The sequence below is a fragment of the Streptomyces sp. 63XJN7_1_ISO-PGPR-S23-121 genome (genome assembly GCF_056173025.1).
This window is the reverse complement of record NZ_CM149653.1, coordinates 3,081,108-3,094,655: the sequence shown is the minus strand read 5'-3', so window position 1 is coordinate 3,094,655 and position 13,548 is coordinate 3,081,108. Positions and strand designations below refer to the sequence as shown.

9 protein-coding genes are annotated in these 13,548 nt (G+C 72.0%); 4 read left to right on the top strand and 5 right to left on the bottom strand.

Annotated elements, in window-relative coordinates; all coding sequences use genetic code 11:
* Positions 1-51: 51 nt before the first annotated feature.
* From AC0VYN_RS13340 to AC0VYN_RS13325, 4 genes are all read right to left on the bottom strand, one after another.
* Positions 52-336 (bottom strand): hypothetical protein, encoded by a 285-nt coding sequence (locus AC0VYN_RS13340; protein ID WP_475536160.1) that lies wholly within the window; start codon positions 334-336, stop codon positions 52-54.
* Positions 337-619: 283 nt separating this feature from the next.
* Positions 620-1,072 carry a hypothetical protein gene (locus tag AC0VYN_RS13335; RefSeq protein WP_475536159.1) on the bottom strand — a complete coding sequence of 151 codons (453 nt, stop codon included), beginning with the start codon at positions 1,070-1,072 and terminating at the stop codon, positions 620-622.
* Between the two features lie 232 nt (positions 1,073-1,304).
* A complete protein-coding gene (locus AC0VYN_RS13330; RefSeq protein ID WP_475536158.1) occupies positions 1,305-2,414 on the bottom strand; it encodes a hypothetical protein in 1,110 nt (369 codons plus the stop codon).
* A gap of 84 nt (positions 2,415-2,498) precedes the next feature.
* On the bottom strand, positions 2,499-3,233 hold the full coding sequence (locus tag AC0VYN_RS13325; protein WP_475536877.1) for an IS630 family transposase: 735 nt from the start codon (positions 3,231-3,233) through the stop codon (positions 2,499-2,501).
* 98 nt (positions 3,234-3,331) lie between these two features.
* Between AC0VYN_RS13325 and AC0VYN_RS13320 the strand changes: the two genes are divergently transcribed.
* Positions 3,332-5,767: an FG-GAP repeat domain-containing protein gene (locus AC0VYN_RS13320; protein ID WP_475536157.1), complete on the top strand. Its 2,436-nt coding sequence runs from the start codon at positions 3,332-3,334 to the stop codon at positions 5,765-5,767.
* Between the two features lie 201 nt (positions 5,768-5,968).
* On the opposite strand, the gene AC0VYN_RS13315 is transcribed toward AC0VYN_RS13320, so the two are convergent.
* Positions 5,969-7,411, bottom strand: a complete 1,443-nt coding sequence (locus AC0VYN_RS13315; RefSeq protein WP_475536156.1) for an endo-1,4-beta-xylanase — start codon at positions 7,409-7,411, stop codon at positions 5,969-5,971.
* Between the two features lie 421 nt (positions 7,412-7,832).
* Here AC0VYN_RS13315 and AC0VYN_RS13310 point away from each other — a divergent pair, with 421 nt between their 5' ends.
* From AC0VYN_RS13310 to AC0VYN_RS13300, 3 genes are all read left to right on the top strand, one after another.
* Entirely contained in the window at positions 7,833-9,299 is a 1,467-nt protein-coding gene (locus AC0VYN_RS13310) for a non-reducing end alpha-L-arabinofuranosidase family hydrolase (RefSeq protein WP_475536155.1), read from the top strand.
* A gap of 141 nt (positions 9,300-9,440) precedes the next feature.
* Positions 9,441-10,181 (top strand): Type 1 glutamine amidotransferase-like domain-containing protein, encoded by a 741-nt coding sequence (locus tag AC0VYN_RS13305; protein ID WP_475536154.1) that lies wholly within the window; start codon positions 9,441-9,443, stop codon positions 10,179-10,181.
* A gap of 154 nt (positions 10,182-10,335) precedes the next feature.
* Complete coding sequence (locus AC0VYN_RS13300) at positions 10,336-13,470, top strand: type 2 lanthipeptide synthetase LanM family protein (RefSeq protein WP_475536153.1); 3,135 nt, start codon at positions 10,336-10,338, stop codon at positions 13,468-13,470.
* Positions 13,471-13,548: the final 78 nt, after the last annotated feature.

The following is a 13,548-nucleotide window of genomic DNA, read 5'->3' as shown; positions in this document are numbered from 1 at the left end:
AGGTGTTCGTGCCTTGACGAGGCCTGAGGGAAGACTTCGCGCTCCTTCACTTCACGCAGGCGGATCCTCGGCCTTCGGATCGCCGGCCTCGCCGTGCAGCGTCGTGGGCTGCTCCGGCCGTCCTCGGAAGGCCGCTCCCTTCGCGGTCCGCGATTCGACACGCTCCACGATGCGGTCGATGACGCGTTGGGGGTCCTTCCACTTCATCGCCAGCCGGTCGTGGTCCATTCCGTGTTCCGAGATGATGTCCCGCAGTTGTTCGAGGTCGAGTTCGCCCAGGCGCGAACGGAGCCCCGTCTCGCCGGACTCGGAGAACACCGCGAACGGCTCGATCACTCCCGGGGCTCGCCGGCTCCGCCTCGGGCGTTCGGCCGGCTGGGCTACGGTCCGCGGCTCGGGAGGGATGAGGGCCTTGCTCAGCGCCTGGGCGAAGCGGGGAACGGGGTGCGGAAGTGGTCTGTGGCGACGACCGGTTCACTGGTTGCGGTGACGGTTTCCTGGTTCACCTCACCGAGGGTGACCGAGCCGCCCTACCGTGGGGAGTATCGCGGACGGTACGCAGGGTGACTGTCCCGGTTTCGACAGTGTGGTGTACGGGCGTGACGTGGCCGGTCCGTCCTCATCCTGTCGACGTCGACGAGGGCGGCGTGGAGAGAGGGCTGATGCCGGGTTCGAAGTGATCGCGGAGGTAGATGCGGGTGCGCTTCGGCGTGTACTCGTGCGCGTACAGGCTGACACACAGATCGTCGGAGGAGCTGTATACACCGGAGACGTCGGGCTCCTCGGTGGCTTTGGCGGAGCCGGGGCAGACGTAGCCGTAGCGCATGCCGTCCTTGAACGTCTCGGGTTCCGGGAGTCCGAAGTGCGCGAAGTCGTGGGGATTGACGTCGGCCGGTGCGGAGGTCGGTTCGAGCCACATGCCCTCCGGGGGATGTTCCTCCAGATAAGCCTCCGCCTCCGCCTTGGTCAGGGTGAAGGTGAGGAGACCCGTGTCTAAGCGGGAGGTGATCTCGTACGCGGCTTGGGGGGAACGGGCCGTGGCCGGGATGTCGAGGCCCATCCGCTCGCTCATCCACTCCGGTGTGATCCCCTCGGCCCACCGCGCATCCGCCGCCGCCTTCTCCAGGCGATCACCGGATCCAGCACCGTCCGGCCCGTCGAGGAGCCACCCCGCCGCCACCACGGCGCCCGAAAGGACCAACACACCCGCGGCCACGCCGGCGACGAGCCATGGGGGTGACCACCGCCGCCGCCTTCGGTACCGCTTGCGCCTTCCTCGGGTGCTCGGTAGGGATTCGCGTCGCTCATCGGCCGTCCGCCCTCCCCGTCGGCATGCCGGTCGCACGGTCCTGTTGTTGTTCACGGCCGGGGTTCAAGCGTCCGTCCCTGCTGTCGTCAGGACCCGGTAGCGGGTCGCCGTTGGGTTTCGAGGAGCCGAGGTCGTAGTGGTGGACGCCGCTGCTGCCCGCCATGTCGAACTCCTGCGCGAAGCCCACCCGGTGCAGCTTGGCCATCTGCCCGTCGGGAATCTCCAGCGGGCCGACGTTGACGCCCTTGCCCTCGTCCCAGTTGTACCGGTCCCAGACGTTCGCCTGGTAGTCGACCCCGATCCTGGGGTTGCCGTTCGCGTCCGGAACAGCGGTCACCACACCGGTGACGTTGGTGTTGGCGCCGCCCACCGCGTAGAACCAGTTGGAGTTGTCCTCCTGCGCGAAGTAGAAGCCCTCGGGATGCTTCACCTCGACCGGGAAGGCGACCGGTTTCCCGCCGTTCTTCCTGAACTCCTCGAGGGCCTGCCTGCGCCAGTCGTTCTGGTTCAGCCGAACCGTCTCGTCGACGTACGCCTTGAAGGAGGGCACGTCCGCCATCATCTTGTCCACCGGCAGGTTCATGGGACTGCCGCTGTTTCCCAGATAGTGGGCCATGTGGCGGGACGCGTCCGTCATGCCCTTCCAGTCGGCCCCCTCCGTCAGCAATTCCATCTTCTGCTTGGTGGCCCACTCATCGACGCCCGGCGACTCTGACCCGTGCTTCCCTGAGCCCGCGTCCGCCGCGATCTGCGACATGGTGGGGCTCAGGATGCCTGCCGCCATCAGATCGTCCTTCTGCGCCTGCCAGAGCCGTGCCCGTGCATCGGGGCTCAGGGACTCCCACAGGCGCCGCAGTTCGGCCCGCTGCTCCGGGTTCGCTTCCCCGCCGAGCTCGGCCAGTTCCTTCGCGCGCGGCAGCTGCTCCTCGTCGAGGGACGTGTACGTGGCATGGCCCGCGTTGTGCGGGTCGCTGCCGTGGCTCTTGCGCAGCGCGTGTACGGCCGCCGCGTCGACCTCGGCTGCGTGCTGGACGATCCCCGTGAGGGTGTCCGCGTACCACTGCATGCGGTCCTTGGCGCGCTGGTCGGGGCCTTCGGGGTGCACATCGCCTCCGTGACGCGGACCGTCCCGTCCGGGCCGTCGAGGACGAGGAGCCCCGGGTCCGGCGGAGTGCGGTCCGGGTCACCCTTACGCGCTTCGTCCGTGAGGGTCTGCGCACGCTTCTGATATCGCGTCAGCTCGGTGTGTGCGTCGACCAGGACGTTGGCGACGCTCTCGGCCTCCGCCTGCAGGTCCGCGAACTCCTTGGCCGTCTTGCGCACGAACTCCTTGGTCACACCGGCGTTGACGCCCTTCCATGGGGTTCTCGTCCAGGATGTAGCGGACGTGCGGGCCTCCGAAGTAGCCGCGGACGATGTGTGGCTGACGTTGACGTCTGCGGAAGAAGCGACGGGTCTCGGCGGCGAGTTCGGCCTGATCGCGGGCCCGGTGCTGCTTGGGCAGGCTGTGCTTGAGGTCCGCGTTGACCAGCTCGTCGGGGTTCAGTTCGGGCGAGTACGGGGGCAGGAAGTGCAGTTCGACGTCGTCGGGGTGGGCGGCGAGCCAGTCGCGGACCTTCTTGGAGCGGTGGGCGGAGTGCCCGTCGACGACGAGATGGACCTTGTGGTCGAAGTGGCCGACGAGCCGGTCCAGGAAGCAGCACATCACTTCAGCGGTGAAGCTCGCGGTGAAGACCATGAAGTGCATCCGGCCCCTAATGCTGATCGCCGACATGGCGTTGACGGAGAACCGGTTCCCGCTCCGCCGCACCACAGGGGTCTTCCCCTTCTCACCCCAGGTGCGGCCGGTGACCTGGTCGGAACGGATGCCGACCTGATCGGCGAAGAGGATCTGCCCGCCGTCGGCATTCGCCTTCGCGCGGATCTCGGGCCAGGGAGTGGACGACCCAGTCCCCGGGCAGCCGGCTGTACTACTTCTCCGGGGGGTTCGGTGCGCCGCAGCGGAACGAGACCCGCTGCTGGGTGCTGGGCGGCACTGACCAGGTCACCGCGCTGTGGCAGTTCGACTGGGTGTACCGGACCGGCGGGTCGCGCTGGGAGTGGAAGGAGCACGGCGCGCCGCCGAACGCCCTGGTCCAGGACCTCGGCCCCGCCGTGGACGACGACAAGCTGTTCCTGACCACCCGCGACGGCCGGCTCTTCGAGCGGTACTACTCCAACTGGACATGGTCCTGGGTGGATCACGGCACCCCGCCCGGCACGACCTGCCGGAGCATCCTCGGCGGCGCGTCCGGCTCCCCGGACGTCTTCGTCTCCGGCGCCAACGGGCGGCTCTACCAGCGCACCTGGACCGGTGGCTCGTGGCAGTGGCGCGAGCCCGGTCTGCCGCCGGGGCACGGCGCGGTGCGGCCGGTCGCCTGGATGCCGTCCCGGCGTACCGTCTTCGTCACCACCGCCGACTCCCCGTACGGCGAGCGCCTGTGCTCGGCCTCCGAACCGAACGGCGTGTGGACCTGGGTGGCCAACCACGGGGTCCCGGCCGACCAGCGGGGCAGGGGAGGCCACCGGGACGAGCCCGTCGCCCGTCCGGAGTGGAAGCTCCCGCTCGGGTTCATGTCGGACCTGGTCGTGGCCGGGATCGGCAACCCGCAGGGCGAGAACGCGATCCACCACCGGGTCGGCCGCGACCTGGGGTTCCAGGGCGAGGTACGCGGGGGCTGGGCGGCGCGTCAGACGAAGCCGGGCTGGACCGGCGGCGAGAGCCAGGGTCTCGGCATCGCCGTGGGCCAGGTCACCGCTACGGGGCGGCCCGACCTGGTGGCCGCGTGGATCGACAATCCCACGGGCCCCAACCGGCTGTACCACCAGCTCGGTCGCGAGCTCGACCGCGACGGCGCGGTCACCGGCGGCTGGAGCGCGACCCGTGCGGCGCCGGTCCCGGTGAACGACGCCGTGTACGGGGCCGACGCCGCCCTCGCCGATCTCGACGGGGACGGCCGGCCCGAGCTGATCGTGGCCTACGCGACCCCCAAGGGCCTCTACTACCGCATCGGCTGGGGCCTGGACACCGACGGCAAGGTCACCCGCGGCTGGACCGACTCCCTCCGCGTCCCCTGGAGCGGCGGCCCCGTCAGCGCCGTCGGCATGGCCCTCGCCGACACCAACGACGACGGCCTCCCCGACCTCGTGGTGGCGATCGCCAGGCCCGAGGGCGCCACCTCCCGCGTCCGGTACACGGTGGGACGCCGGATCAACGCGCGCGGTCTGCCCGCGGGCGGCTGGACCTCCTGGCGGTCGGTCGGCGGTGGCCCCGTGCCGTCCGGCCTGTGCGGGCTGCGTCTCGCGGTCACCGACATCACCGGGTCCCGGTACGCCGACCTGATCGTGCTGCATCTGCACGACGGGCCGGGGGAAGCCCCCAACCAGGCATTCTTCCGGATCGGCGAGGACTTCGACCGGATCGGCGGCGGCGGGCGGCAGTGGACCGCGTCACGGCCCGTACCCGACTGGCCGGATCCGTACAACCAGGGCACGGCCGTGGCCGTCGCCGACCTGGACCCGGCGCTCACCGACCGTCGCAAGGACGTGGGCGACGCCTTCATCGAGGCCGCCGTCCGTCACCAGAAGCGCGTGCTCGCCGCGATGGACCTGCCCCGGGGCGAGCGGCCCAAGCCCGTGGACCGGCTTCCGGACGTGGCCCGGCAGGTCCGGGGCGGGCTCGACCCGACCGCCGCCATCACCTCGTCGCTGGCCGCCCGGCTCTCCGTACCGCTCGAACCGCCCGCGGCCGGCCTCGCTGCCGCCGCGGCGCCCGACCCGCTGCGGCAGCTGTCCGTCACACCCCGCTTCGACCGGCTCATGTACGAGGCCCTGCGGGACCTCGGGCAGGAGCTGCTGCTGCCCGGCGTCTCGGTGTTCCGCCACAGCGGCTCGGACGGCGGGCGGGCCGACCGGATGCTGATCTCGCCGACGCTGCCCGTCTCGCTCCAGGGCGAACCGCTGGAGGTGGTACGCCTCTTCCAGGACGAGGGCGCGAACCTGGCGTGGGCGCTGGAGGAGTCGGTCGAGGGCGCCGCCGGCCGCCCGGTCCACCGGGCGCAGGAGCCCGCGCCCGTCCCCGCGCCCGTGCCCGGCCGCTACCGGCTCGCCTCCTCGGTCCCCGCCCACTGGTTCCCCCTCATCCCCCAGGCGCCTCGGGGCGGCGGCCACCACCTTCGCCGGGGCACCGTGCCCTCCCCCACCGGCGGTCCCGATCCCCTGCCGCGGGGCGTCCTACTCACTCCGGGCGCCGACCTGCTGCTGCACGAGGAGGAGGTCCCCCGCGACGGGGCGGAGATCACCCGCGCCTGGCAGTACGCCCGTTGGTCCGACGGCTCGACCCACACCTGGATCGGCCGCCGCAAGCGCCCGGGGTTCGGCGAGGGCAGCAGCGGGCTGGTGTTCGACACGGTGGACTGACGCGACGGCGCCTCCCCTCCGCCGCACGGAGGGCGACGCCTACGAGACGGTTCTCGCGGGAAAGGCCCCTGCCGGACGCGTTCGCGCCCCTGTGACGTACCAAGCGACGCCGCCTGCGGGGCCGTGCCGGTCGCGAGGGCCGCCGCCGGCTCGGCGGCGGCCCTCGCGGGCATCGGCGGTCTCTTCGTGTGACCGACCTCGTCAGGTGCGGGTCCAGCGCTGGTTGCTGCCACCGCCGCAGGCGTACAGCTGGATCTGCGTCCCGTTGGCGGTGCCGGCGCCGACCGCGTCGAGGCAGCGGCCCGACTGGACGCCGACGATGGTGCCGTCGGAGTTCAGGCGCCACTTCTGGTTGTCGCCACCCCAGCAGCTGTAGATCTGCACCTTGGAGCCGTTGCCGGTGCCGGCGGCGTCCAGGCACTTGTCGCCGTAGACCCTGAGCTCACCGGAGCTGGTCAGCGTCCACTGCTGGTTGGTGCGGCCGTTGCAGTCGTAGAGCTGGACCTGCGTGCCGTCGGTGGTGCTGGCGTTGGGCACGTCCAGGCAGCGGCCCGAACCGACGCCCTTGATCGCGGCGCCGTCACCGGGCTCCGGGTCCGGGTCGCCGCCGGAGCCGCCGTTGAGGGCGTTCAGCACGGCGGTGTACGCCGCCTTCTTGCTGCCGTCGTTGTTGAACAGCAGCGGCGTGTCCCCCGACCGCCAGGAGTCGCTGTCGCGCACGCCCCAGACGGTGATGCCGAGGCAGCGCGAGACGGCCAGGCAGTCGTTGACCACGTTGGCGTAGGTCGTCGACGAGGCGCCCTGGATGTCGAGTTCGGTGACGGCCACGTCGACGCCGAGGGCGGCGAAGCTCTGCAGGGTGGTACGGAAGTTGCTGTTGTAGGGGCTGCCGCTGTTGAAGTGCGACTGGAAGCCGACGCAGTCGATCGGCACGCCGCGCTGCTTGAAGTCACGGACCATGGAGTACATGGCCTGGGTCTTGGCCCAGGTCCAGTTCTCGACGTTGTAGTCGTTGTAGCAGAGCTTGGCCGACGGGTCGGCGGCGCGCGCGGTGCGGAAGGCGACCTCGATCCAGTCGTTGCCGGTGCGCTGCAGGTTGGAGTCGCGCCTTGCTCCCGAACTGCCGTCGGCGAAGGCCTCGTTCACGACGTCCCACTGGGCGATCTTGCCCTTGTAGTGGGCCATCACGCCGTTGATGTGGTCGGTCATCGCCTGGCGCAGCGCGCTGCCGCTGAGGCTCTGCATCCAGCCGGGCTGCTGGGAGTGCCAGGCCAGGGTGTGCCCGCGCACCTGCTTGCCGTTCTGCACCGCCCAGTTGTAGACGCGGTCGGCGGCTTGGAAGTTGAACTGGCCCCGCTGCGGTTCGGTGGCGTCGATCTTCATCTCGTTCTCGGCCGTCACCATGTTGAACTCACGGCCCGCGATCGACGTGTACGTCGAGTCGCTCAGTCTGCCGGAGGCGATGGCGGTGCCGAAGTAGCGGCCGCTCTGCGCCGCCGCGGCGCCGAGCGTGCTCTCGGCGGCGTGTGCGGTCGGCGGTGCGACGACCGCGCCGACCACACCGAGGACGCCGGCGACCAGCGTCGGTAACAGGATGCGGATCTTCCGTCGGAGGACGGGTCTGGGAAGTGCGTAGGAGCCCACTGCTGCGCCTCCAAGGCAGGAATGACGGATCACCGGACACTGGGGTCGCGGGATTCGTTCGAAATCTCGTACTACGGTCGGTTCACCAGACAGGATGATTGAGGCTTGACGGTGACTCGTCAACCCTCGGGGCGTGGAAACTTTCCGGACCCTGATCGAAACTTTCGACGCTCACCTTGCGTGGCCAAGACCCTGGGTCGACCAGCCATACCGCAGTCGCGCCAAGCCCAGAGAGACAAATCATTAACGGGCAGATCGGCGACAGGCCTTGACCGGAGCACCCTGCCTTCCTAGCTTGTGCCGTCACAGAATCGGGTTCGCTTCGAAAGTTTCGAACCCGTCCTTGCCTCGACGTGGGTTGCCGCTCCGTGCACATCGGCGTCACCTCACCCCCCGACCTCACCCCCCAAGGAGGCCCTCCATGTGGCTTCGCCACCTGTCCCCGATCCGTCCGAGACGCTTACTCGGCGTCCTCGCGCCCCTGCTGCTGGTGGCCGCCTTCCTCGGTGCCCAGCCGGCCGAGGCCGCGACCGTCGACCCCAACGCCTCGTACGTACTGGTCAACCGCAACAGCGGCAAAGCCCTGGACGTCTACAATCTGGCGACCGACGACGGCGCCCGCATCACCCAGTGGACCAGGAACGACCAGAACCAGCAGCAGTGGCAGTTCGTCGATTCCGGGGACGGCTACTACCGCATCAAGTCCCGCCACTCGGGCAAGGTGCTGGACGTCCACAACTGGTCCACCGCGAACGGTGGCCCGATCGTCCAGTGGGCCGACCTGAACGCCACCAACCAGCAGTGGCGGCTGGCCGACAGCCCGGACGGCTACGTGCGGATCGTCTCGCGCCACAGCAACAAGGCCCTCGAAGTGCAAGGGGGCTCCACCGCCGACAACGCGAACGTCGTCCAGTACGACGACTGGGGCGGCGCCAACCAGCAGTGGCAGCTCGTCAAGGTCGGCGCCGGCACCCCCGGCTCGTGCGAACTCCCGTCGGCCTACCGCTGGACGTCCACGGGCGCGCTGGCGCAGCCCAAGCAGGGGTGGGTCTCGCTCAAGGACTTCACCGTCGCCCCGTACAACGGCAGGCAACTCGTCTACGCGACCACGCACGACACGGGGACGAGGTGGGGTTCGATGAACTTCGGCCTGTTCTCCAACTGGTCGGAGATGGCCTCGGCCGGGCAGAACACGATGTCCGGTTCCACGGTCGCGCCCACGCTGTTCCACTTCGCACCGAAGAACATCTGGGTGCGCGCCTACCAGTGGGGCGGGACCGCCTTCTCCTACCGGACGTCGAGCGACCCCACCAACCCGAACGGCTGGTCGTCCGAGCAGGTGCTCTTCTCCGGAAGCATCTCCGGCTCCGGAACCGGACCCATCGACCAGACACTCATCGGTGACGGCACGAACATGTACCTGTTCTTCGCCGGCGACAACGGCAGGATCTACCGGGCCGCCATGCCGATCGGGAACTTCCCCGGAAGCTTCGGCTCGGCCTCGACCGTGGTCATGAGCGACACGACCAACAACCTGTTCGAAGCCCCGCAGGTCTACAAGCTGCAGGGCCAGAACCGCTACCTCATGATCGTCGAGGCGATCGGCTCGCAGGGCCGGTACTTCCGCTCGTTCACGGCCACCAGCCTGAACGGCTCATGGACACCCCAGGCCGCGACCGAGAGCAACCCGTTCGCCGGCAAGGCCAACAGCGGCGCCACCTGGACCAACGACATCAGCCATGGCGAACTGATCCGCACCAGCCCGGATCAGACCATGACCGTCGATCCCTGCAATCTGCAGTTGCTCTACCAGGGGCGCAGCCCCAACTCCGGCGGCGACTACGGCCTCCTGCCCTACCGTCCGGGTCTGCTGACCCTGCGGCGCTGACGGCACGACGGGGTCCGGCTCCGAGGGGAGTCCGGCGTGGCGGGTTCGGCGGAAGGCCGGGCCCGCCACGCCCTTACCGGGGAAGGCGAGGGGCCGGACGGCACGTTCGCAGGGGGAGGCCGGGGCGCTACGATCTCGCGTGTGACCGCTCCGGAACCGACCATCCTCGCCACGTCCGGAGGGCATCGTGCCGGCACGCGCACCCGGCTGCTCCTCGACTCCCTGGTCCACCACGCGGTCGACCTCTCCGGTGTGCACGGACGGCGTCCCCGCGTCCTGTACGTCGGCACGGCGACCGGTGACGCCGAGCACGTGACGGCTCGGGTGGCGGAGGCGGCCCGGGTGGCGGGCTTCGACCTCACTCCCCTGCAGCTGTTCCCCATGCCCAACGTCGAGGACGTCGAGGGCACGGTCCTCGCGCACGACGTGGTCTGGGTGATGGGCGGTTCGGTGGCCAACCTGCTCGCCGTGTGGCGGGTGCACGGCCTGGACGCGATCATGCGGCGGGCGTGGCGGGCGGGCGTGGTGCTCGCCGGGATCAGCGCGGGCTCCATCTGCTGGTTCGAGGGCGGCGCGACGGACTCCTTCGGCCCCGGACTGCGCCCGGTCACCGACGGGCTGGGCCTGCTGCCGTACGGCAACGGCGTGCACTACGACTCCGACGCGGGCCGGCGTCCGCTGATGCACCGGCTGGTCGCCGAGGGCGCGTTCCGGACGGCCCACTGCACCGACGACGGGGTGGGTCTGGTCTACCGGGGCACCGAGCTGGTCGAGGCCGTGGCGGAACTGCCGGGCAAGGGGGCCTACGTGGTCGGTCGTGCGGGCTCCGACGTGGTGGAGGAGCGGATCGAACCGCGGTTGCTGCCCACGCCCCGGTTCTGAGCGACACCGGGTACCGTCGCGGCACGCGTGGCCGGCCGTTCCCCTCGGTACGGTACGTCCACGCGGTGACCGCAGCGCTCCGGCGCGGGGTGCGCACGAATATGGGGGCCACTTCCCCATGTGGGGGACGCGGAGGTCTGGCACCTTCTTCCTCGTGACTGAGACCGCCGACGCCCCGGCTCCCCGGACCGACAGCCTCCCGACTCCGCTCAGCGTCCGTCTGCCGCCGGCCTGGTGGGCCCCGGCGCTGTCCCTCGCGGAGCGGCTCGCCGCACCCGGCCGTCCGGCGGCACCCGCCGGTTCCGCCGCCGGGCGTGCTCCGTGGGACCTCGGGGACGGCGCGGGCTTCGCGCTGCGACTAGCCCATCTCGGGGTGGACGGGGCGACCGCGGCGGCCCTCGCCGCGGAATCCGCCGAGCGTCTCGCCGCCCGCGCGGCCAAGCCCCGCTGGGCCGTCTACGCCGAGGCGGCACTGGCCGCGGCCTCCGAGAGCGTCGACGCGCCGGCCGTGGAGGGCACGGGCGCAGGGGTCTTCGCCGCCGTCGCACGGCCCCTCGTCACCCCGGCCGCGGACCGGCTCGCCCGCCACTCGGCGGACGTTCCCACGACCGAACGGGCCGTGTGGCGGCAGGCGTTCGAGCGGCGCCTGACCGAGCAGCTGACCCGGCAGGCCGCCCGGACCCTCGTCCACGAGCTGTCCCTGGCCCGGCACGCCGGGCGCCTCGCCGGAGCGGGCCCGCGTGAGCGGTTCGCCTCGTTCGTCGCCGCCACCGGCAGCCGGCGGGGCCTGACCGCGCTGTTCACGGCCTACCCGGTGCTGGCCCGGATGCTCGCGCAGACCGCCCTGGACGCGGCGGACGCCGCGGTGGAGCTGGTGACGCGGTTCCAGGGCGACCGGGCCGACCTGGTCACCGGACTCCTCGACGGGCAGGCACCCGGTGCGCTGGCCGGGGTGGACCTCGGTCTGGGCGACGCCCATCAGGGCAACCGGGCGGTCGCGGTGCTGCGCTTCGCCGGCGGCGACCGGCTCGTGTACAAGCCCCGGCCGCTGGAGCAGCACGGCCTGCTGGACGACCTGGCGGCCTGGCTCGGCGCCAAGGTGCCCGGGCTCGCGCTGCGCACGCCCCGCAGTGTGCGCCGGCCGGGGTACGGCTGGCTGGAGTTCGTGGAGCACCGCTGGTGCCGGTCGGGCGCCGAGACCGACGCCTTCTACCGGCACCAGGGTGTGCTGCTGGCCCTGCTGTACGCGGTGGACGGCGCCGACGTGCACTACGAGAACGTCATCGCCTGCGGTGACCAGCCGGTCCTGGTGGACGCGGAGACCCTGCTGCACACCGGCCTCCCGCAGGCCATGACGGCCGGCGCCGATCCTGCCGCGGACGCCCTCCAGGCCTCCGTGCACCGCACCTGTCTGCTGCCCCATCTGCTGATCGGCGAGGACGGCGCGCTGGACATCTCCGCGCTGGGCCGCAGCACCGAGGGGGCCTTCCCGAGCGAGGGCCTACGCTGGGTGGACAGCGGCGAGGACACGATGCGGGCGGTACGGGGAACGGTGCTCAGTCCGGCCGCGCAGAACCAGCCGCTGCCCTCGGGGGCGCATCTGGACGGGGCCGACCATCGGGCGGCTCTGCTGGAGGGGTTTCGCACCGGCTACGCGGCGCTGGCCGCGCACGGTCGTGAACTGGTCGCGCCGGGTGGGCCGCTGGCGCGGCACGCGGACAGCCCCGCGCGGCTCATCACGCGTTCCACCCGTCTCTACGCCGCGCTGCTGGAGGAGTCCGCCCACCCCTCGCTCCTCGGCGACGCCCTGGCCCGGGAGGGGGTGTTCGCCGTGCTGTGGACCGAGTCGGAACACGACGAGGCACGCCGGCGCCTGATCGAGCACGAGACCGCGGAGCTGTGGCGCGGTGACGTCCCCCTGTTCGTGCATCGGCCGTCCGGTACGGGGGTCCGGGCGGCCGACGGCACCTGGTTGCCGGACGTGCTGCCGGTGGCCGCGCTGGCCGCGGTGGGCCGGAAGCTGGCCCGGATGGACGAGGTCGACTGCCACGACCAGGAGTGGATCATCTCGGCCACGCTGGCGGCGCGCGGGACCGGTTCCCCCCTGGCGCGGCGTTCCGAACTCGCCCTGGCCCCGCTCCCGGCGGTCGTGCCGGACGCCTCGCGGCTGCTGGCCGCCGCGTGCGGCATCGCCGACGAGATCGCCGCCCGCGCGGTACGCGGCGGCGGCCGGACCAACTGGCTCGGCCTGGAGCGGGTGTCGGGGCCGCACTGGGCCGTGCTGCCGATGGGGGCCGGGCTGGGGCAGGGGTATTGCGGGGTGGCGCTGTTCCTGGCGCAGGCGGACGCGCTGACCGGAGCCGGCCGGTACGCCGCGCTGGCCCGGGAGGCGGTCCGGCCCCTGCCCGCCCTGCTCAAGGCGCTGGCCGACGATCCCGAACTGAGCGCGGCGGCCGGACCCGGCGCCTACGCCGGGCTCGCCGGCATCGTCCACGCGCTCGTGCGGCTGTCGGCGCTGCTCGGTGAGGACCTGACGGGCTGTCTGCCGGACGCGCTCGTCGCGCTCGGGCACGCCACCGCCGCCTGTTCCGATCCGGGGCTGGCCGGTGGTGCGGCCGGGGCGCTGACCGCCGCCGTCGCCGCGTACGGGGCGACCGGGGCGCCCGAGGCCCTGCGGCTGGCCGACGCGGTGGCGGACTCGCTGCTGGCGGCGGTGCGCGCACCGGACCGGACGGGTGGGCCCGCCGGCGCACGGGCCGTCGGCCACGGACCCGGGTTCGCGGACGGCGCCGCCGGCATCGGCTGGGCCCTGCGACGCTACGCCGGCTGCCGCCCGGAACGTGCCGCCGCGCACGCGGACGCCGCCGACGCGCTGCTGCGTGCCGCGGTCCGCACCGTACGGGCCGCGCCCTCGGACCTCTCCTGGGTCACCGGGCTCGCCGGCGTGGCCGCCGCCGCTCCCTGGTGCGCCGCCGGCGCGCTGACGCCCTTCCTGGCGGACACCGAGGTGGGCCCCGGGCTCAGCCTCGGACAGGGCACGCTCGGGGCGCTGGAGGCGCTGTCCGTGCTCGCCGGGCGGGGCGACACGGTGGCCGCCGGGGCGCTGTCCCGATGTTCCGGACAGGTGCTCGCGCTGGTCGAGGCGCGGAGCCACCGTTGCGCCACTCCCGACCACGTCCCCTCCCCCGGGCTGCTGACGGGGCTGTCCGGCATCGGCTACGGCCTCCTGCGTCTCGCCCACCCCGAGACCGTGCCGTCCCTGCTGCTGCTGGACGAACCCGGCCGCTGACCGATCACCTCGCCGCGGCCGCGCGCCTCGCTCGGGTCCGCGTCCGGGTGCCGGCCGCCGCGGTGCCGGCCGGTGGTG

What these genes read in the sequence shown, in the direction of transcription:
- AC0VYN_RS13335 (WP_475536159.1), bottom strand. Translation starts at nt 1,072, where the DNA reads ATGAGCGAGCGGATGGGCCTCGACATCCCGGCCACGGCCCGTTCCCCC.
- AC0VYN_RS13310 (WP_475536155.1), top strand. Translation starts at nt 7,833, where the DNA reads ATGTGGCTTCGCCACCTGTCCCCGATCCGTCCGAGACGCTTACTCGGC.